The sequence below is a fragment of the Pseudomonas soli genome (assembly GCF_900110655.1).
Taxonomy (GTDB): domain Bacteria; phylum Pseudomonadota; class Gammaproteobacteria; order Pseudomonadales; family Pseudomonadaceae; genus Aquipseudomonas; species Aquipseudomonas soli.
Window position 1 is genome coordinate 814,825 of record NZ_FOEQ01000001.1, and the last position, 18,286, is coordinate 833,110.

Genomic DNA, 18,286 nt, shown 5'->3' on the forward strand with positions numbered 1-18,286 from the left:
GTGCGGGCGGTGGCGATCAGTCGGGCGTGTCGGGCTGCCTCGCCGGGTGGGCCTGCTGGAAGGCCGGGTGCTGCTCGGCCAGGGCGGCCACCCGGCGAATGCGCGGGTAACCACCAAGGTCGATGTTGAAACGTTCGGCCGCGTACAGCTGCGGGATCAGGTAGACGTCGGCAAGGCCGGGCGTCGCCCCGAAGCAGAAGCCGTCATCGCCGATCAGTTGCTCCACCGCCGCCAGCCCCTGGCTGATCCAGTGACCGATCCACTGGTTGACCTGGGCCTCGTCGTGCCCCAAATGACGCAGCTGGTTGAGCACGCTGACGTTGTGCAACGGGTGGATATCGCAACCGATGATCGCCGCCACGCCACGCACCCTGGCCCGGGCTTCGGGCTCACGGGGCAGCAGTGGCGTTTGCGGGAAGGCTTCCTCCAGGTATTCGATGATCGCCGGCGACTGCACCAGCAACTCGCCAGCGTCAGTACGCAGGGCCGGCACCCGCCCTTGCGGATTGAGCGCCAGGTAGTCCGTGCCGCGCTGCTCGCCCTTGAGCAGGTTCACAGGCTCGGCCTGGTATTCCAGGCCCTTGAGCGCCAGGGCGATGCGCACCCGATACGAAGATGTGGAGCGGTAGTAGCTGAACAGTTGCATCGCCCTGCCCTCCTCAGCCGGCCGCGACGATGGTGCCACGGCATTCGCCGAAGCCGATGCTGGCCACGCCATCGCGCACGCAACGGGCGCGCAGGATGATCTCGTCGCCGTCCTCGAGGAACTTGCGCACTTCGCCACTGGCCAGTTCCACCGGGTGCTTGCCGCCTTCGGTGATCTCCAGCAGGCTGCCGAACGAGCCTGGCGCCGCGCCCGACAGGGTGCCCGAGCCGAACAGGTCGCCCGGTTGCAGCTGGCAGCCGTTGACGCTGTGGTGGGCGACCATCTGTGCCACGGTCCAGTACATGCTGCGGGTGCTGCTCAAGGTGAGGCGATGCGCCGGCAGGTTCTGCTCGCGCATGCGTTCGGTCAGCAGCAGCACTTCCAGTTCGATGTCGAAGGCGCCGGCGGCTTGGTCGCGCTTGTCCAGCAGGTACGACAGCGGCTGCGGGTCACCCTCCGGACGGGCTGGTTGGGCGCAGCGGAACGGCTCCAGGGCTTCGGCGGTGACCACCCACGGCGACACCGTGGTGATGAAGCTCTTGGACAGGAACGGGCCCAGCGGCTGGTATTCCCAGGCCTGGATGTCGCGCGCCGACCAGTCGTTGAGCAGGCAGAAGCCGGCCACGTGTTCGGCGGCGTCACCGATCGGGATCGGCTGGCCCATGTCATTGCCCTGGCCAATCCAGATGCCCAGTTCCAGCTCGTAGTCCAGGCGCGCGCAAGGGCCGAAGCTCGGCTCGGTCTGGCCCGCCGGCAGGGTCTGGCCCTTGGGGCGGCGTACGTCGGTGCCGGACGGGCGGATGGTCGAGGCGCGGCCGTGGTAGCCGATCGGCACATGCTTGTAGTTGGGCAGCAGCGGATTGTCCGGGCGGAACAGCTTGCCGACGTTCTTGGCGTGCTCGATGCCGACGTAGAAGTCGGTGTAGTCACCGATCTTCGCCGGCAGGTGCAGCTGGCATTCATCAGCCGGGTACAGCGCGGCCTTCAGGGCCGCCTGGTGCTCGCTGCCCTCGCCCAGCAGTGCCAGCAGGCGCTCGCGCAAGGCGACACGGGCCTCGCGGCCAAGGGCGAAGAAGTCATTCAGCGCACCACCGACGGTGGCTTCGACGGCAGCCTTGGCCGCCCCCTCGAACAACCCGGCGGCCAGCACGGCCTCGAGGTCGAGGATCGCGTCGCCGATGGCCACGCCGCAACGTGGCGCCTGCCCTGGGCGGCTGAAGATGCCCAAGGGCAGGTTCTGCAACGGGAAGTCGCGGTGCCCGTTGGCGTGCTCGACCCAGCTACGGGCAATGGCGGTGTGGTTCATCGGTTATCTCCGGTTCGGGTTGAAGGTGCTCGGCAAGGTGGCCCAGCAACTATCGTAGTCGGCCTGCAACTGCGGGCTTTCGAGGGCCTGGCGGCTCGGGCGCAGCACCTGGCTGGTCTCGAACATGAAGGCCATGGTGTTGTCGATCTTGTGCGGCGCCAGGTCCACCGAGATGGCCTTGTCGCAGGTCTCGGCGTCGGGGCCGTGGGCGCTCATCACCCCGTGCAGCGAAGCGCCGCCGGGCAGGAAGCCTTCGGCCTTGGCATCGTAGGCGCCCTGGATCAGGCCCATGAACTCGTTCATCAGGTTGCGGTGGAACCATGGTGGACGGAAGGTGTTCTCGGCCACCATCCAGCGCGGCGGGAAGATCACGAAGTCCATGTTGGCCATGCCATGCACGCTGGTAGGCGAGGTCAGCACGGTGAAGATCGACGGATCGGGGTGGTCGAAGCTGACCGTGCCGATGGTGTTGAAGCGGCGCAGGTCGTATTTGTACGGCACGTTGCTGCCGTGCCAGGCGACCACGTCCAGGGGCGAGTGCTGCAGCTCGCAGGCCCAATGTTCGCCGAGGAACTTCTGCACCAGCTGCATAGGGCCGGTGCTCTCTTCGTAATGGGCAACCGGGGCAAGGAAGTCACGCGGGTTGGCCAGGCCATTGCTGCCGATCGGGCCAAGGTCAGGGATGCGCAGCGGCGCGCCGTGGTTCTCGGCAATGTAGCCCCGGGCCTGGGCATCGAGCAGTTCGACCCGGAACTTCATGCCACGCGGGATCACCGCAATCTCCAGCGGCTCGACCTCAAGCACGCCCAGTTCGGTGGCGATGCGCAGGCGGCCTTGCTCGGGCACCAGCAGCAACTCGCCGTCGGCGTTGAAGAACACCCGCTCCATGGAACGGTTGGCGCGGTAGATGTAAATACTCACGCCGGCCGGTTTTTCCGATGCCGAGTTGGCCACCATTGGCAGCCAGCCGTCGATGAAGTCGGTCGGTTCGGACGGGATCGGTTGCGGGCTCCAACGCAGGCGGTTGGGATTGACGCCTCCCAACGGCCCGGTCAGCGGCTGGCGCTCCAGGCGCTCGAAGCGCGGGTGCAGGGCCGAGGGGCGAATGCGGTACAGCCAGGTACGGCGCAGTTCGCTGCGGGTCATGGTGAACGCGGTGCCCGACAGCAGCTCGGCGTACAGGCCATAGGGAGCCTTCTGCGGCGAGTTCTGCCCGACCGGCAGGGCGCCGGGCAGGGCTTCGCTGGCGAATTCGTTGCCGAAGCCGCTCAGGTACTGGAGTTCAGGGGATGTGTCGCGGGTCATCGGTGCCTCCGGGCTACAGGGAGCCGTTTCGGGCAGCTGGCTGCGGAGCCCGATCCTGAAACCGGCACCAAGGGCGGCAGCGCGTCTGCATTGTTTTTATCGTAATCAGATTACGAATAACGTAATTTGCCCGCGCGCAGGCGTCAAGCTATAAAGGCGCCACCCCATGAAATCTGCATAGAAGTCCCCCATGGCCAAAGCCAGCAGCACCGACAACGGCAAACAGAAGGTCCGCTCGGCGGAAGTCGGCACCGACATCCTCAAGGCCCTGGCCGAACTTTCCCCCTCTACCTCGCTGTCGCGCCTGGCCGAACATGTCGACATGCCGGCGAGCAAGGTGCACCGCTACCTGCAGGCGCTGATCGCCAGCGGCTTCGCCGAACAGGACCCGGCCACCAACCACTACGGGCTGGGGCGCGAGGCGTTGCGGGTGGGCATGGCGGCCCTGGGTAGCATCGATGTGCTGAAGGTGGCGGCGCTGCCACTGTCGCAATTGCGCGACGAGTTGAACGAAAGCTGCTTCATCGCCGTGTGGGGTAACCAGGGGGCGACCGTGGTGAGCATCGAGCCTGCGGTGCGGGCGGTGACGGTGGTGACCCAGATCGGCTCGGTGCTGCCGTTGCTCAGCTCCTCCACCGGACTGGTGTTCGCCGCGCACCTGCCCGAGCGCGAGACCGTGGAGCTGCGCGACCGGGAACTGGCAGCGCTCGGCCAGACGGCGGACGACTATGCCGCCTTGCTCGAACAGATCCGCCAGCGCGGCCTGCACCATGTGCACGGATTGCTCATGCCAGGGGTGGACGCGCTGTCCGCGCCGGTGTTCAACGCCATGGGCCAGGTCGCCGCAGTGATGACCGTGGTCGGCCCGACCTCGATCTTCCACGCCGACGAGCATGGCCCGGCCGCCCGGCGCCTGCTCGCCGCCACCCAGGCCACCAGCTGGCGAATGGGATACGGCGCGGATCAGTAAAAGGGCTTACAAAGCATTACGGACTTTTCCTGCGAGAGCGGCCTATAGTCCGCCTCGCACTTTTGCTCGAAACGTAAAGGTGAATGTCATAAGCGGGTATTTTTCCCACGGGATCATGCGCTTATTCTGATCTCACTGGCCGGCACGAAGGGCTCTCCCCCCTGCTTTTCGCGCCCGCCCAGGTTCACCGACGTTGATTTTGAAGCTCCTTGATCTAACGTCTCGATTGGCCGCTGCGATTGCAGCGGCCTTTTTTATTTCTGCAAGAATTGCAAGGTCGGCGCCAATCAACCCAACGGATACTTCTGCAGGTTCGCCATCATCTGCTGCAACGCCTGCAAGCTGTCCTGCGGGTGCTGCGCGCCTTCGAAATCACCGATCCGCGCCCAGTTGTCCGCCACCTGCTCGGGGGTGAACCCTTCACGCGGATCGAAGCCCACGCCCTGACTACGCTCCCAGCGCACCTTGCCCACCCAGCCGCCGCCCACCTCGAACAGCTCGCCGCTGTCCTGGCACTGCTCGCTGCCCAGATACACCACCAACGGGCTGATCAGCTCGGGCTGCAGACGCTCGAACACCTGCGGCGGGATCAGCCCCTCGGTCATGCGCGTGCCACCGGTCGGGGCGATGGCGTTGACCAGGATGCCGTGCTTGCGGCCCTCGATGGCCAAGGTACGGGTCAGCCCGTAGAGGCCGAGCTTGGCCATGCCGTAGTTGGCCTGGCCGAAATTGCCGTAGATGCCCGAAGTGGACGAAGTGAAGATCACCCGCCCCCAGTTCTGCGCCCGCAGGTGCGGCCAGGCGGCGTGGGTGACCTTGTAGGCACCTTCGACATGCACGCGGTAGACCAGCTCCCAGTCGCCGTCTTCCATCTTGTGGAAGGTCTTGTCGCGCAGGATGCCGGCGTTGTTTACCAGCACATCGACCCGGCCGAAGGTATCCAGGGCCTGCTCGACGATGCGCGCGCCATCGGTGACCGAGTCATGGTTGGCGATCGCCGAACCGCCCGCGGCGCGGATCTCCTCCACCACGCGGTCGGCCGCCGAGGTGTTGGCGCCTTCACCATGTGTCGACCCACCCAGGTCGTTGACCACCACGTGAGCGCCGCGCGCGGCGAACAACAGCGCATGGGCCCGGCCCAGGCCACCGCCGGCCCCCGTGACGATCACCACTCGATCCTGCAGACGTACCGGCTCGCTCATGCTCAAGGCTCCTGGCAATGAAGGGATGCAACGCAGTCTCCGCCAGCCGCCTGGGCCGGGCAATCAAGCGCACCGTGGCGAATGCCGCTTTATAACGACCGGCGATGATCGCCCAGTCAGGACCAGGCAACCTTCAGTGGGATATAGCTCAGCGGCTGTTCACGAAACGCCAGGTAATGGCGCAGCACCTGCACCGGCGCCTCGGTGTGCGGATAATGGCCGATGCCCTGCAGCACCACGGTGTCCGGCTGCGGTACTAGTTCGCGGTAGCGCTCGACCATGTGCGCGCCAGACAAAGGATCGACCGCGCCATTGATGAAGCGCAGCGGCACGCCGGGGCGCTGCAGCGCGGCGACCCAGCGTTCGCGCTGGGCCCGGCGCTCCGGCAGGAAGCTGACCAGTTTATGCAGGATCCGTGGGCCACGGTTGGAAACGATCAGGCTCCAGTAGTCATCCAGGGCGCTCTCGCTGGGATGCGTGCACGGGCCATAGACCTGGGTGACGTTGCGCACCAGGTCATCGCGTCCGAACGAGCGCCCGACCAGCCAGCCCAGGCGGCTGAGCAGCAGCTTCTGGACCAGCAGCACCCGGCAGCTCTCGGGGAACAGCCCGCTGTTGAGGAACACGCAACTGGCCACCTGGAGCCGCTGTTCGTGGTGCCGGGCCAGCAGCTCCTGGGCAACGCTGCCGCCGTAGTCGTGGGCCAGCAGGTGCACCGGCTGGTCGATATGCAGGTGCGCCAGCAAGGCCTGCTGCAGGTCGGCCTGCTCGAGCAGGCTGTAGTCGTGGTCCGCAGGCTTGGCCGAATCGCCGAAGCCAAGCATGTCGCAGGCCACCACGCGAAAACGCTGGGTAAGGGGTGCCCACAGGTAGTGCCAATCCCAGCTGGCCGTGGGGAAACCGTGAAGCAATAGCAGGGGCTCTCCTTGCCCTGCCGTCCAGTAGCGGATGCTCTGGCCCCGGAAAGTGAAACCCTGGCTCCGGGTGCGCCAGACGCACAATGGAATTTCGGCCAGTGGCATCACGGTCGTCCCGGTGGATAAGTGTCGGAAGAGGGCAAGGCTGCGTTCATTGCATGTCACCTCGGCACATACATGTGCTCTCTATGTCGAGGCTCAGTCTAGAGGCCTATACGAAGGTGATAAGTCGCCTTGGCAGCCAGCCTGATGACCGTGCGAGTCAGTGGCACGAACGGTCAGACCAGCATCACCAGCAACGGCGCGGCCAAGAGGTTGAGCAGCCCGGTCAGGACCATGACCAGGCCAGCCACGGAGCCTTCCTCGCGCCCTACTTCCTGGGCGCGGCTCACCCCCGCGCCATGGGCGCCAACCCCGAACAGAGCGCCCCGTGCCAGCGGTGTGCGCAAGGGCAGCCAACGCAGGAGAATGCCGCCGAACATCGCCCCGAGCACCCCGGTAAACATCACAAACACCGCCGTCAGCTCCGGCACGCCGCCCAGGTCCTGGGCCACGGGCATGGCGAACGGTGTGGTGATCGAGCGTGGCAGCAACGACAGGCTGACCGCATCGTCCAGCGCGAGCAGGTGCGCCAGCGCCCAGGAGCTGCCGATGGAAGCCACGCTGCCGGCGAGCATGCCGACCAGCAGCGCCGGCCAGTGCCGCGCCAGCAGTGCCCGTTGTTGCCAGATCGGCACCGCGAACGCGACGGTGACCGGGCCGAGGACGCCCATCAGCCAATGCGTGTTGCGGGCGTACTCGGTGTAGGCGGTGTGCAGCGGCACGGCCACCGCCAGCAGCAAGGCCGGCACCAGGATCAGCGGCGACAGCAGGTAGCGTCCGCTGCGCCGGTACAGCCAGCGGCTGCCCAGGTAGGCGCCAAGGGTCAGGGCCAGCCAGAACAGCGGCATGGGTTCAAGGCTCATGGCGCAGCCTCCAACGGCACACCATCTCGACGGTGACCGCGGTGACCACCATCACCAGCAGGGTACTCAGCGCAATCACCAGCAGGATGCGCCAGCCCTCGCTGCGCAGCAGGCTGCCGTAGTCCAGCAGGCTCATCAGCGCGGGAATGAAGAACAGCAGCATCTCGGCCATCAGCCAGCCGGCAGCCAATTGCAACGTGGCCGGTTTGAGCAGGCCGGTGGCGAACAGTGCCAGCAGTAGCGCCAGGCCCATTACGCCACCAGGAATCGGCCAGCCAAGCCAGGCGGCCAGCTGGCCACCGATCAGGAACAGCGCCAGCAACACTGTCAGCTCGGCGAGCAGGCGCAAGGTCTTTTTCAATAATGCAGGATTCATGGGCGGGAGTTCCTCGACAACGAGCCCATTGTAAAAGTCGGCCCCCTAGGCCAGAAGCGAATTGTTAGACTAACAGCCATTCCAAAACGGAATTCGGCATACATGGAATTCAAACAGCTGCGCAGTTTCATCGAAGTCGTCCACAAAGGCGGCTTCACCCAGGCGGCGGGTACCCTGCACATCAGCCAGTCGGCGGTGAGCAAGCAGGTCGCCCAGCTGGAACAGGACATCGGCCAGCCGCTGCTGGAACGCCAGGGCTCACAGCTGCTGCTGACTGCCGCCGGGCGCATCGTCCTGGAGCGCGGCGAGGCGCTACTGCGCCAGCGCCAGGAACTGCTGAGCGAACTGGACGACCTCAGCCAGATGGCCCGCGGCGAATTGCGCCTGGGCCTGCCGCTGCTGGGCAGTGATGCGCTGTTCGCCGGATTGTTCGCCGAGTACCGGCGGCGCCATCCGAATATCTCGATCCAACTGCTCGAAGGTGGCAGCCGCATGGTCGAGCAAGCCGTCAAGAGTGGCGAGCTGGAGTTGGGCGGTAGCCTCACCCCGAGCGACCCGGCGTTCGACTACCAGCCGTTCTGCAATGAGCCACTGGAGGCCTTGCTGCCCGCCGGCCATCCGCTGGCCGGGCAGGTCGACGTCGCCCTGGCACAGCTGGCCGACACGCCGTTTCTGCTGTACCAGCGCAGTTTCGTGCTCAACGATCGATTGCTCAGCGCCTGCCAGCAGGAAGGCTTCACGCCCAAGGAGGGTGGGCGTAGCGGCCAGGCAGACTTTCTTGCCGCATTGGTGGCGGCCGGGCAAGGCGTGGTGCTGCTGCCGGCGATCGTCGCACGGGCGCTGGAACGGCCCGGGGTGGTGCGCTTGCCGTTGCGGGCGCCGGAGTACCTGCGTTGGGATATCGCCTTCATCTGGCGGCGCGGGGCGTATCTGTCACGGGCGGCGCAGGCGTGGCTGGCATTGTTGCGTGAAGACTCAGCCATGCATTGAGGCGACCGGCCCTATCGCGGGGCCGGTCCAGGCAACATCAGCCTTTCAGCACAGCCGCAAACTCCGCCAGCCACGGCTCGGCATCGGCCTCGGGTGTCACGGTCTCACTGGCATCGAGTCGCAGCATCGGCAGCACTTCGTTCACCCCCAGCTCGGCAAACAACTCACGCATCTGCTCGCCACCGCCGCAGTAGGTATCGCCGTAGCTGGAGTCGCCCAGGCCGATCACCGCCCCTGGCAAGCCGCGCCAGGCCGCCGGCAGCACATCGCGGATCGTGCTGTACAGCGGCATCAGGCTGTCGGGCAGCTCGCCCATGCCGGTGGTCGAGGTCACCGCCAGCAACGCGTCGGGACCAAAGCCCTCGATGTCCTGCAGGGTGGCGCGGGCCGCGTGCCAGGCTTCAAGGCCGGCGGCCGTGAGCAACGACTCGGCGTGGCGGGCGACTTCGTCGGCGGTGCCGTACACCGAACCGGAAATAATGGCGACTTTCATCGGGTGAGGATTCCGAAACTGAGTGAAAACGTAGGATACTAGCACTCGACAGTGGCAAAAGGCCGCCCCGCCTAAAGTCACTAGCTTGAGAATTATCCGACGAATGCCCGGAACGAAACGGACTAGCCACTGTCCACCGCCGTGAACAAAATCGCCGTTACCGATTGCCCCTTCGAGTCAGACCATGCAAGCAGACGCCCTACTCTCCCAGGACGAACTGGACTTCATCCAGGACATGCAGCATTCGCCCCAATTGAACCTGGCTGACCCCATGTCGAGCCTGCTGGTCAATGGCGACCGTCATCTCAAGGACCTGCTCACCCGCTTGGTGGCCAACGAGCAGGTGACGCTGCAAGCCAGCTTCAATAATCAGCAGCTGAGCTTCCCCCTGCAACTGGTCGAGGATGAGTTCCACGCCTTGCACCTGCAACTGGGCTCGCCGGACATCTACGAGGACGGCCCCATGCTGCGGCCATGGCGCCTTTCGCTGCAGCAGCCGACCGCGCTGCTGGACGATCACGGCCAGGCCAGCGACCTGTGGGTACGCGACATTTCCTTCAAGGGTGTGCTGCTGGAAGTGCGCGGTGGGGCTGAAGCCCCTGCGCAATTCAACCTGCGCTTCGCCGCCGAGGACATCCCGCCGATCGGCCTGCACGGCGCACTGCGCCGGCGCATCACCCCGCGCCTCGCCGCCTACGACCTGACCCACACTCCGGCCGAAGAGGTCGAGCGCCTGCGCGAATATATCCTCCAGGCCCACCGCAAGGCCCACCCCGAGCTGCACGCCCAGGCACCCAACACCTTCTGACGACCGTCCAGCCATTGAAACTGACCGGTCATGATTGATCGGCGATAATCCGTGCCCGATTCTTGCAAGCCCGCCTGCGCCGCCCATCACCCCGGGCCGCAAGCCAGGGGCCGGCTACCCGCCAGCCCCGTCGCCAGGAGATACACGATGTCTACCCCACCCGTCACCTTGATGGTGTCGCGCCGCGCCGCCTGCGGCCGCTACCAGGACCTGCTGGCCTGGCTGCACGAAGGCGAACAACTGGCCACCGACTTTCCCGGCTACCTGGGCTCGGGCATCCTCGCCCCGCCGAGCGAGGGCGACGAATTCCAGATCATCTTCCGCTTCGCCAGCGAACAGACCATGCACGCCTGGGAGCATTCCGCCTCGCGCAGGGCCTGGCTGGAACGCGGCAACGGCCTGTTCGAGCGCCCCAAAGAGAGGCGCGTGAGCGGTATCGACGACTGGTTCGGCACCAATACAGTGCAAAAACCACCGCGCTGGAAGCAGGCAACGGCCATCTGGCTGGCGTTCTTTCCGGTTTCGCTACTGTTCAACCTGCTGTTCGGCCACTGGCTGGCGCCACTCGACCTGCTGCCTCGAGTGCTGCTCAGTACCCTGGCCCTGACGCCATTGATGGTGTACCTGTTCATCCCTCTGTCCACCCGGTTGCTGGCCGGCTGGCTCAACGCCACGCCACGCGCCGCCACCGAGCGTTCCCAGGGGCTGCGCAGCCGCTGAGGCACGGGCTCGCAAGGCCGTGCAGTTCGGGTATGCTGGGGCATCACGCACGGACAGACGAACAGACCGCCCGAACATGAACAGCCCAATCCTCATCACCGGCGCCAGCCAGCGCGTCGGCCTGGCCCTGGCCATGGAGCTAGCCCAGGCCGGCCATACGGTGGTCAGCGCCAGCCGCACCTTGCAGGGGCAGGCTGCCCACCCGAACATCCGGCAGTTCCAGGCCGACCTGACCCGCAGCGAAGACCGCCAGGCCCTGATCGAGTACCTGCAACGCGAGTACGACGGCCTGCGTGCGATCATCCATAACGCCTCGCTGTGGCTCGACGATGGCCTGGACAACCTCGACACCATGTTCCGCCTGCACGTCGAGGCGCCCTACCACCTCAACCTCGCCCTCGGCGAGCTGCTGGACAAGGTGGACAAAGCCGACATCATCCACATCTGCGACGAGACCTCCTCGCGCGGCAGCAAGAGCCACATCGGCTATGCCGCGACGAAGGCCGCGCTGCAGAACATGGTGCTGTCGTTCGCCGAAAAATACGCGCCCAAGGTGCGGGTCAACGGTATCCTGCCTGGCCTGCTGATCCTCAAGGAAGGCGGCGACGAGCAGTACCGCGAGCAGACGCTGAAAAAGGCCCTGCTCGAATTCGAACCCGGCGCCCGCCCGTTGATCGACGCCGTGCTGTTCCTGCTGCAAAGCCAGTACAGCACCGGCAGCCAGGTGGTCATCAACGGTGGCCGCCATCTGAAGAACCGCATGACCTGAAGAGATCGCCCATGACCCCGCAACAACAGCTCGAACTCGAAGCCGCCGCGTTCCGGCGCCTGGTCGACCACCTGCAAAAACGTACCGACGTGCAGAACATCGACCTGATGAACCTTTCCGGCTTCTGCCGCAACTGCCTGTCCAAGTGGCTCAAGGCCGCCGCCGATGATCGCCAGATCGAGCTGAGCCTGGACGATGCCCGCGAGCAGGTGTACGGCATGCCCTATGCCGATTGGAAAGCCCAATACCAGAACGAAGCCAGCGCCGAGCAGAAAGCGGCGTTCGAACAAGGAAAACCGCGTGACTGACCTGAATACCCTGCGCAGCAGCCTCGCCAGCGGCGAACACGTTTTTGCCGACACCCTGGCCTTCATCGCCGCGAACTACAGCTACCAGCCCCAGGCCTTCGACAATGGCGACGTGCACAACGCCGCCGGGCAGAACGAAGGTTCGTGCAAGACCCTGGGCCTGGCGCTGCTCGAAGGGTTGAGCGACCAGGAGGCACTGCTGGCCTTCGGTGAGCACTACCGCAGCGTGGTCGCCACGCCCGAGGGCAGCGACCATGGCAATATCCGTGCGCTGATCAAGCATGGGCTGGCCGGGGTGAAGTTCACCACCCAGCCACTTGCGCGCCTGGGCTGATAGCAGATGGGGCCGCTGTGCGGCCCCAACCGGACATCAACTGATGAGCCGGCCTGGTGTTCCAGCCTCAAGGCGCCCCTTGTGCAACCACTCCAGCGCAATCGGCCACAGACTTTCACGAAACCGATCGTGAAAGAACGCGAAGTGCCCGATCTCCCCGACCGAGATATCCACAGGCGCCACCCGCAGATGCCGCCGCTCGCCCGTTTGCAGGTACCCCAACAATCGTTCAGTGGCCGCCACCGTGCCGAACGGATCGTCAGTCAGGCTGATGGCCAGGGTCGCCGCCTGTACCTGGGCAAATGGCGTCGCCGACAGTAGACGCCCACTGGGCCGCTGCTCGTAACGCGGCGTACGGGCAACCCAATCGCGTACCACGCCGGCCGGGGTATCCTCCAGCCAGCCCAGGCGCTTGCCGGGGAAATAGCCGAACATCCGGGTCAACAGCGGCATCACCACGTGCCATTTGCCGAACAGCTGCCAACGCTGCTCCGGCGCATAATCGCGCCAATAGGCGAACTGCGCGCCCACCAGCAGTGCATGGCGCACCTGCCCCGCCGACGGCGCCAGCCCGAGCGCCCAGCCGCCGAAGCTGTGGCCGACCACATGCATCGGCTGGCCCGGATGCTCGGCGGCGGCCAGTTGCAACATCGCTTCGAAGTCCAGCCGGCCCCAGTCGCTCCAGGACGCCTGGAAACCGCGCAGCGTGGCCGGGCGCGACTCGCCGATACCGCGATAATCGTAGGTGAGCACGTCAAAGCCCTGGGCGAACAGGTAGTCGGCGAAACGCGAGTAATAGCGGCAACGCACCGAAGTGGCGGCATTGATGATCACCAGGGGACGCAGGGGATCGGGCTTAGCGTGGCGCCAGCGAAATCCGCCGAGGCCATAGCCGTCGGCGGCGACATGACGAAAGGCACAGGAGGGTTGGGTAAGGCTGCTCATGGCGCGTTCCCTGCGGCGTCGCGCCATGCTGGCGGACGGGCTGTTGTCGTGCGCCAACGCTAGCAAAAAAAACCTTGCCTGTAATCGCGGGACAGGCTCAGGTGGTCGGCAGCGCCCGCGCCACGCCCGGCTTTCGCAGCACCGCCAGGCGCGAGCCGTGGTAGCGGGTTTCGCGGAACAGCTTCCAGCGACCGAACAGGCCGTACACATGCATCACCCGGCCCTGCTCGTGGTAGCCCATGCGCAGGTGCAGTTTCATTGCTGGCACGTTGTGGGTCTCCACCACGTCCACCACCTTGTGGCAGCCCTTCTCGCGCATGGTGTTCCACAGCTCGACCTGGGCTGTCACCGACAACTCGCTGCCAAAGTACGGCCGGGTCATCTCGCCGCCGAACTCGAAGAACTCGCCGGGTTTCACCGGGAAGGTGCAACCATAGTAATGCTTGTCGTGGTAATCGACCACGCTGGCCCAGATGAATGCCACGGCATCGCCCTGCTCATCCAGGTACATGTGCCCGGTATGGCCCTCGGCGGCCAGCTCGCGCATGGTCTCGACACGGTCGCCGAAATGTCGGGCGAAGGCATCGGCATTGGCCGTGGTGATCTGCGCCAGGGTGACCGGCGCATGCGCCTTGAGGCTGTGCGGCGGCACCGGACTGATCAGGTCGCGCTCCATCCACAGCAGTTCCCAATGGAAAAACACGTAGCGCTCGAAAAAAGTCTTGAAGGTGCGCTTGAGGCCCTTCTGGCGGATGCGTTCTTGTAGTTTTTGCAGTACACCCATTGCTCCCTCCTCGGCGCCAGCGAAATTGCCAGGCCAATAGCTGGTGTATAGATCAGGCGGAGGGTGGCCATGGCAAAGGGCCAGCGAGGGATTTGTTTCAGAATATTAACAAGTCGTCGGCGGGAACCGCGCAGCCGTCATGAACGGCTGCGCGGTCAAGGACTTGCTTACAGCTCGACGCAGTCGAACCGTACGTCGGTGGCCACGTCTTCGTCGTAGTTGACGTCAGCACGCTCGAAGCCGAACAGGTTGAGGAACTGCTTCTTGTAACCGGCGTAGTCGGTCAGCTCGAACAGGTTCTCGGTGGTCACTTTAGGCCACATCTCACGGCAGGCGTTCTGCACGTCATCACGCAGCTCCCAGTCGTCCAGACGCAGACGGCCCTTCTCGTCCAGCGCCGCCGGGGCGCCATCGGCGCGGTACATGCGGTCACGGAACATGCGATCCAGCTGGTGCTGGGTACCTTCGTGGATACCCTTCTCCTGCATGATCTTGAACACCATCGACAGGTACAGCGGCATCACCGGGATGGCCGAGCTGGCCTGGGTAACCACGGACTTGAGCACGGCCACGTTGGCACTGCCACCCACTTTGCCGGCCAGGCGCTGGGCGGTTTCGTCCAGGTCCTGCTTGGCCTTGCCCAGCGCGCCGTCCCAGTAGATCGGCCAGGTGATGTCGGAGCCGATGTAGCTGAAGGCCACGGTACGGGCTTGTGGCGCCAGAACACCGGCGGCATTCAGGGCGTCGATCCACAATTCCCAGTCCTGGCCACCCATCACGGTGACGGTATCGGCGATTTCCTGCTCGGTGGCCGGTTCGATGCTGGCCTCGATGATGGTGTCCTTGTTGGTGTCGATGGCGGTCGACTTGTACGGCTGGCCGATCGGCTTCAGGGCCGAGCGGATCACTTCACCGGTCTGCGGCAGCTTGCGCACCGGCGAGGCCAGGGAGTAGATGACCAGGTCGACCTGGCCGCCCATTTCGTTCTTGATCAGCTCGATGACCTTGGCGCGGGCTTCGTCGGAGAAGGCGTCACCGTTGATCGACTTGCTGTACAGGCCTTCGGCCTTGGCGAACTTGTCGAAGGCGGCGGCGTTGTACCAGCCAGCGGTGCCGGCCTTGGTCTCGGTGCCCGGCTTTTCGAAGAACACGCCCAGGGTATCGGCCTTGAAACCGAACGCCGCAGTGATACGGGCGGCCAGGCCGTAGCCGCTGGAGGCACCGATCACCAGGACTTTCTTCGGACCATCCTCGCGCACGCCCAGCTTGCGGGTGGCTTCGATCTGGTCACGGACGTTGAGCTCGCAGCCCTTGGGGTGAGTCGTGGTGCAGATGAAACCGCGAACCTTGGGATGAATGATGGCCAATGTCTGTACCTCGTCAGGTTTAGGCTGGGGCAGCGCCCGGATTCGGGGTGCTGCCGTTTGATCTAGAGGGTGAGACTACCCTCGCAAGTCATCCGACACATATTACGGGGTGATCGGAGCAATGAAAAATCGCAGCGGCTCTGATAAACGCTATACCTGCGCCAGCGCCGCCTTCAACCATCCCAGGAACTGCCGCGCAAACGGATCCTCCTGGCTTTCCCAATGCACTAGGCAGCTCCACACCGGCCCGCGCACGCGCTGTACCGACAAGGGCCGCAGGCGCCCTTCGTCGACCATCCGCCGCGCCAGCAACTGACTGACCAGGGCGATCCCCAGCCCCTCGCCCGCCGCCTCCAGCAGCAACCCCGGGTCGGAGAAGTTCAGCCCCTTGCCTTGCTGCCCCACGTCCTCCCCGCCCTCCAGTTGCCAATGGCTCCAGTCCATCTCCCGCTCGCCATGCAGGGTGGTCCGCCCCTGCTCGGGCAGGTCCGGACGGCACGCCGGATACAGCTGGTCCTGGTGCAGCACGGTAAAGCTGCATTCGGCCTGGGCGCCGATATCGTCGCGGATCGCCAGGTCGATGGTCTCGCTGGCCATGTCCGGCACCTCGAAGCTGGTGAACAGCCACAGGTCCACGTCTGGGCAGCGCTGGTGGAAGTCCGCCAGGCGCGGCAGCAACCAGTGCCGGGCGAACGCCGGGGTGGTGTTGACCACCAGTTGGTTGGGCTTGCGGTACTGCTCCAGGCGGCGGATGCCCACCGCCAGTTGCTGCAACAAGGCCTGAGTGGTGCTGAGCAGATCGTGCCCGGCGTCGGTCAGGCTGACGCTACGGCCACTGCGGTGGAACAGCGGCTGTTCCAGGTAGCCCTCCAGGCTGCGGATCTGCTGACTGATTGCCGACTGGGTGAGGTTCAGGGCCTCGGCGGCCTTGTGGAAGCTGCCCAGCCGGGCAGCGGCTTCGAAGCCGCGCAGGGCGTTGAGCGGGGGCCAATGCTTGAGCATGCTGATAAGCCTGACTGATCAGAAATACGCTAAATCTATCGTTTGTCGCCCTGGATTCCCAGTCATAACATGGACAACAACACCCGCGACGGCGGGCTTCGTTGATAACAATCCCTAATAGATCGGAGTTCACTATGACCCTGTCCCTCGACAGCGGCTGGCGCATGCCCGCCGAATGGGCCCGCCACGCCGCCACCTGGATGATCTGGCCGCACAACCAACCTCTGTGGGAGTCGGGCTGGGGCGTGACCCTGGCCGACGTGCAGCGCGACTACGCCCGAGTGGCCTCCGCCATCGCCCGCTTCGAGCCGGTGAAGATGGTGGTCGATCCGTCGGCCATGGCCATCGCCCGCGAACTGTGCGGCGCCGGTATCGAGCTGGTCGAGCTGGCCGTGGACGACAGCTGGTGCCGCGACAGCGGCCCGACCTTCCTGACCCACCCGCAACACGGCGTGGCGGGCCTGAGCTGGCGTTTCAACGCCTGGGGCGGCAAGTCCGATCACGGCAAGGACCGCAGCCTGGCCCGGCGCATCCTCGACCACCTTGGCCTGGAAGGCCTGAGCACTCCGCTGTGCAACGAAGGCGGCGCCATCCATGTGGACGGTGAAGGCACCCTGATCACCACCGAATCGGTGCTGCTCAACCCCAACCGCAACCCGGGCCTGAGCAAGGCTGACTTCGAGGATTGCTTCGCCCGCCTGCTGGGCATCCGCAAGACCATCTGGCTGCCGGGCGACCCGCAGTACGTCACCGGCGACATGACCGACGGTCACGTCGATGGCGTGTGCGCCTTCGCCCGCCCCGGCGTGCTACTGGTGGACGCCACCCACGACCATGGCTCGGTGTATGCCGAAGTGGCCCGCGAAAACCGCCGCGCGCTGGAACTGGCCACGGACGCCCAGGGCCGTTCGTTCGAACTGCTCGAGCTGTTCGAGGCCACCGCGGCCGTGGACACCGAAGCCGAGGTGTTCTGCGCCTCGTACACCAACTTCTACCTGGCCAACGGCGCGGTGATCATGCCGGCCTATGGCATCGACGCCGACCAGGCCGCGGCGCAGCAACTGGCCCTGGCCTTCCCCGGTCGCGAAGTGGTACCGGTGCGCATCGACCATATCGCCCACGGCGGTGGCGGCATCCATTGCATCACCCAGCAGCAGCCGGCCTGGCAAGGAGCGCGCCCATGAGCACGCTGCGCATCGCCACCACGCAGATGGCCTGCAGCTGGGACCTGCCCGCCAACCTCGACCACGCCGAACAACTGGTGCGCCAGGCCGCTGCCAAGGGTGCCCAGGTGATCCTGTTGCAGGAGCTGTTCGCCACCCCGTACTTCTGCATCGAGCAGTGCCACAGCCACCAGGCCCTGGCCCAGGACTACCACGACAGCCCGCTGCTCAAGCGCTTCGCCGCGCTGGCCAAGGAACTGGGCGTGGTGCTCCCGCTCAGCTGGTACGAACGGGCCGGCAACGCCTTCTTCAACTCGCTGACCGTGGCCGATGCCGACGGGCGCCTGTTGGGTGTGTATCGCAAGACCCACATCCCCAACGCCATCGGCTACCAGGAAAAGGAATACTTCAGCCCCGGCGACACCGGCTTCAAGGTCTGGGACACAGCCTTCGGTCGCCTGGGCATCGGCATCTGCTGGGACCAGTGGTTCCCCGAGACGGCCCGCTGCCTGGCGCTGATGGGCGCCGAAGTGCTGCTGTTCCCCACTGCCATCGGCTCGGAGCCTGGCGCCGCCGAACTGGATTCACGCGACCATTGGCAGATGGCCATGCGTGGCCATGCCGCCGCCAACCTGCTGCCAGTGGTGGCCGCCAACCGCGTCGGCCATGAAGTGGCGCGCAGCGACGACAGCCTGAGCATGCGCTTCTACGGCTCGTCGTTCATCTGCGACCACAAGGGCGCGATGCTGCAAGAGGCCGACCGCGACAACAGCGGCGTCTGGCTGCACGACCTGGACCTGGCGCGCATGCGCGAAGACCGCCTGAGCTGGGGCATCTACCGCGACCGCCGCCCCGACATGTATGCGCCGCTGCTGACCCTTGACGGCCGTACCCCACCGACTGCGAGGGCCTGAAC

Annotated in this window: 21 protein-coding genes; 9 read left to right on the forward strand and 12 right to left on the reverse strand. The window is 65.5% G+C overall.

Annotated elements, in window-relative coordinates; all coding sequences use genetic code 11:
* Positions 1-16: 16 nt before the first annotated feature.
* Genes maiA through hmgA form a run of 3 tightly spaced genes read right to left on the reverse strand, consistent with a single transcriptional unit; the run spans position 17 to position 3,257 of the window.
* Positions 17-646 (reverse strand): maleylacetoacetate isomerase, encoded by a 630-nt coding sequence (gene maiA / locus BMY03_RS03740; RefSeq protein ID WP_094010271.1) that lies wholly within the window; start codon positions 644-646, stop codon positions 17-19.
* 13 nt (positions 647-659) lie between these two features.
* Entirely contained in the window at positions 660-1,952 is a 1,293-nt protein-coding gene (gene fahA, locus BMY03_RS03745) for a fumarylacetoacetase (RefSeq protein WP_046857087.1), read from the reverse strand.
* Positions 1,953-1,955: 3 nt separating this feature from the next.
* Positions 1,956-3,257, reverse strand: coding sequence for a homogentisate 1,2-dioxygenase (gene hmgA / locus BMY03_RS03750; RefSeq protein WP_094010272.1), 1,302 nt, complete (start codon positions 3,255-3,257; stop codon positions 1,956-1,958).
* Positions 3,258-3,447: 190 nt separating this feature from the next.
* Between hmgA and BMY03_RS03755 the strand changes: the two genes are divergently transcribed.
* Positions 3,448-4,227, forward strand: a complete 780-nt coding sequence (locus BMY03_RS03755) for an IclR family transcriptional regulator (protein ID WP_094010273.1) — start codon at positions 3,448-3,450, stop codon at positions 4,225-4,227.
* 287 nt (positions 4,228-4,514) lie between these two features.
* Here the strand turns inward: BMY03_RS03755 and BMY03_RS03760 are convergent, their stop codons facing one another.
* From BMY03_RS03760 to BMY03_RS03775, 4 genes are all read right to left on the reverse strand, one after another.
* Positions 4,515-5,429, reverse strand: a complete 915-nt coding sequence (locus tag BMY03_RS03760; protein ID WP_038707367.1) for an SDR family oxidoreductase — start codon at positions 5,427-5,429, stop codon at positions 4,515-4,517.
* Between the two features lie 116 nt (positions 5,430-5,545).
* Entirely contained in the window at positions 5,546-6,451 is a 906-nt protein-coding gene (locus BMY03_RS03765) for an alpha/beta fold hydrolase (protein WP_094010274.1), read from the reverse strand.
* Positions 6,452-6,624: 173 nt separating this feature from the next.
* Positions 6,625-7,311 carry an LrgB family protein gene (locus BMY03_RS03770; RefSeq protein ID WP_094010275.1) on the reverse strand — a complete coding sequence of 229 codons (687 nt, stop codon included), beginning with the start codon at positions 7,309-7,311 and terminating at the stop codon, positions 6,625-6,627.
* Entirely contained in the window at positions 7,301-7,687 is a 387-nt protein-coding gene (locus BMY03_RS03775) for a CidA/LrgA family protein (RefSeq protein WP_094010276.1), read from the reverse strand. Before BMY03_RS03775 ends, BMY03_RS03770 begins: the two co-directional genes overlap by 11 nt.
* A 102-nt stretch (positions 7,688-7,789) precedes the next feature.
* Here BMY03_RS03775 and BMY03_RS03780 point away from each other — a divergent pair, with 102 nt between their 5' ends.
* On the forward strand, positions 7,790-8,677 hold the full coding sequence (locus tag BMY03_RS03780) for a LysR family transcriptional regulator (RefSeq protein WP_094010277.1): 888 nt from the start codon (positions 7,790-7,792) through the stop codon (positions 8,675-8,677).
* Between the two features lie 37 nt (positions 8,678-8,714).
* On the opposite strand, the gene BMY03_RS03785 is transcribed toward BMY03_RS03780, so the two are convergent.
* On the reverse strand, positions 8,715-9,170 hold the full coding sequence (locus BMY03_RS03785; protein WP_038707363.1) for a flavodoxin: 456 nt from the start codon (positions 9,168-9,170) through the stop codon (positions 8,715-8,717).
* A gap of 184 nt (positions 9,171-9,354) precedes the next feature.
* Between BMY03_RS03785 and BMY03_RS03790 the strand changes: the two genes are divergently transcribed.
* The 5 genes from BMY03_RS03790 (at position 9,355) to BMY03_RS03810 (ending at position 12,109) form a co-directional block, all read left to right on the forward strand.
* The gene (locus BMY03_RS03790) at positions 9,355-9,978 is read left to right on the forward strand and encodes a PilZ domain-containing protein (RefSeq protein WP_038707362.1); all 624 of its coding nucleotides are present in this window, start codon (positions 9,355-9,357) and stop codon (positions 9,976-9,978) included.
* Between the two features lie 147 nt (positions 9,979-10,125).
* On the forward strand, positions 10,126-10,698 hold the full coding sequence (locus BMY03_RS03795; RefSeq protein ID WP_023630531.1) for a putative antibiotic biosynthesis monooxygenase: 573 nt from the start codon (positions 10,126-10,128) through the stop codon (positions 10,696-10,698).
* Between the two features lie 76 nt (positions 10,699-10,774).
* Positions 10,775-11,467, forward strand: coding sequence for a dihydromonapterin reductase (gene folM / locus BMY03_RS03800; protein WP_023630530.1), 693 nt, complete (start codon positions 10,775-10,777; stop codon positions 11,465-11,467).
* Positions 11,468-11,478: 11 nt separating this feature from the next.
* The gene (locus BMY03_RS03805; RefSeq protein ID WP_023630529.1) at positions 11,479-11,775 is read left to right on the forward strand and encodes a DUF1244 domain-containing protein; all 297 of its coding nucleotides are present in this window, start codon (positions 11,479-11,481) and stop codon (positions 11,773-11,775) included.
* Positions 11,768-12,109 (forward strand): HopJ type III effector protein, encoded by a 342-nt coding sequence (locus BMY03_RS03810; RefSeq protein ID WP_023630528.1) that lies wholly within the window; start codon positions 11,768-11,770, stop codon positions 12,107-12,109. Before BMY03_RS03805 ends, BMY03_RS03810 begins: the two co-directional genes overlap by 8 nt.
* Before the next feature lie 36 nt (positions 12,110-12,145).
* Here the strand turns inward: BMY03_RS03810 and BMY03_RS03815 are convergent, their stop codons facing one another.
* The 4 genes from BMY03_RS03815 to BMY03_RS03830 all read right to left on the reverse strand — a co-directional run bounded on the left by BMY03_RS03815 (position 12,146) and on the right by BMY03_RS03830 (position 16,207).
* Positions 12,146-13,054: an alpha/beta hydrolase family protein gene (locus BMY03_RS03815; protein WP_094010278.1), complete on the reverse strand. Its 909-nt coding sequence runs from the start codon at positions 13,052-13,054 to the stop codon at positions 12,146-12,148.
* 97 nt (positions 13,055-13,151) lie between these two features.
* A complete protein-coding gene (locus tag BMY03_RS03820; protein ID WP_023630526.1) occupies positions 13,152-13,838 on the reverse strand; it encodes a GNAT family N-acetyltransferase in 687 nt (228 codons plus the stop codon).
* A 167-nt stretch (positions 13,839-14,005) separates the two neighbouring features.
* Complete coding sequence (gene fabV, locus BMY03_RS03825) at positions 14,006-15,205, reverse strand: enoyl-ACP reductase FabV (protein ID WP_094010279.1); 1,200 nt, start codon at positions 15,203-15,205, stop codon at positions 14,006-14,008.
* Between the two features lie 150 nt (positions 15,206-15,355).
* Positions 15,356-16,207 (reverse strand): LysR substrate-binding domain-containing protein, encoded by an 852-nt coding sequence (locus BMY03_RS03830; RefSeq protein WP_094010280.1) that lies wholly within the window; start codon positions 16,205-16,207, stop codon positions 15,356-15,358.
* A 134-nt stretch (positions 16,208-16,341) separates the two neighbouring features.
* Between BMY03_RS03830 and BMY03_RS03835 the strand changes: the two genes are divergently transcribed.
* Both BMY03_RS03835 and aguB read left to right on the forward strand, forming a co-directional pair.
* Positions 16,342-17,391: an agmatine deiminase family protein gene (locus BMY03_RS03835; protein ID WP_094010281.1), complete on the forward strand. Its 1,050-nt coding sequence runs from the start codon at positions 16,342-16,344 to the stop codon at positions 17,389-17,391.
* Positions 17,388-18,284, forward strand: coding sequence for an N-carbamoylputrescine amidase (aguB, locus tag BMY03_RS03840; protein ID WP_038707359.1), 897 nt, complete (start codon positions 17,388-17,390; stop codon positions 18,282-18,284). Before BMY03_RS03835 ends, aguB begins: the two co-directional genes overlap by 4 nt.
* The last annotated feature ends 2 nt before the right edge of the window (positions 18,285-18,286 follow it).